The organism is Curtobacterium sp. B18 (assembly GCF_000333375.1).
GTDB lineage: Bacteria > Actinomycetota > Actinomycetes > Actinomycetales > Microbacteriaceae > Curtobacterium.
On sequence record NZ_BACZ01000045.1, the window covers coordinates 1 to 634 of the forward strand.

Genomic DNA, 634 nt, shown 5'->3' on the forward strand with positions numbered 1-634 from the left:
CGTCGGGCCGGGCGCGGGCTCCGGCGGCGGCACCGTCCTGTACAGCGGCCCCGTGGACGGTCTCCAGCACGTCGCGGAACGCGTGATGGCTGCCGGGAAGGGTTGTGCGAGTCGCGGATCCTGCTCACTCATGGTCACTACAGTACGCATTACGGTGCGTAATGGCTACTGAAGTGATCTTTACTGCACCGCCGGCTGCTGCTGCGTGATGCAGTGCAGCCCGCCGCCCCGGGCGAACACCTCGCGGGCATCGACCGAACGCACCTCGCGCCCCGGATAGACGTCCGCGAGGATCCCCCGCGCCCGGTCGTCCGCCACCGGGTCGCCGAACGCGCACGCGATCACGGCACCGTTCACCACGACGTGGTTGACGTAGTTCCAGTCGACCGGGCCGCCCGCGTCGGTGAGCGTGCTCGGCGCCGGCAGTTCGACGATCGTGGCGTCGGTCGCCTCCTCGAGCGCCCGGCGGACCATCGGCATCACGAGGTGGTCCGGGTGGCCGGCGTCCGGCTGGGCGTGCAGCAGCACGGTGTCCATCGCGGCACCCGCGAAGGTCGCCACCATGTCGACGTGCCCGCGGGTGCCGAACCCGTCGTAGTCGCGGGTCAGCCCGCGCGGGAGCCAGACCACCTCG

Annotated in this window: 1 protein-coding gene; it reads right to left on the bottom strand. The window is 71.3% G+C overall.

The window, feature by feature from the left end:
- Window positions 1-180: 180 nt before the first annotated feature.
- On the bottom strand, window positions 181-634 hold a 454-nt coding region (locus tag I5E_RS01325), incomplete at its 5' end, for an agmatine deiminase family protein (protein WP_022905413.1).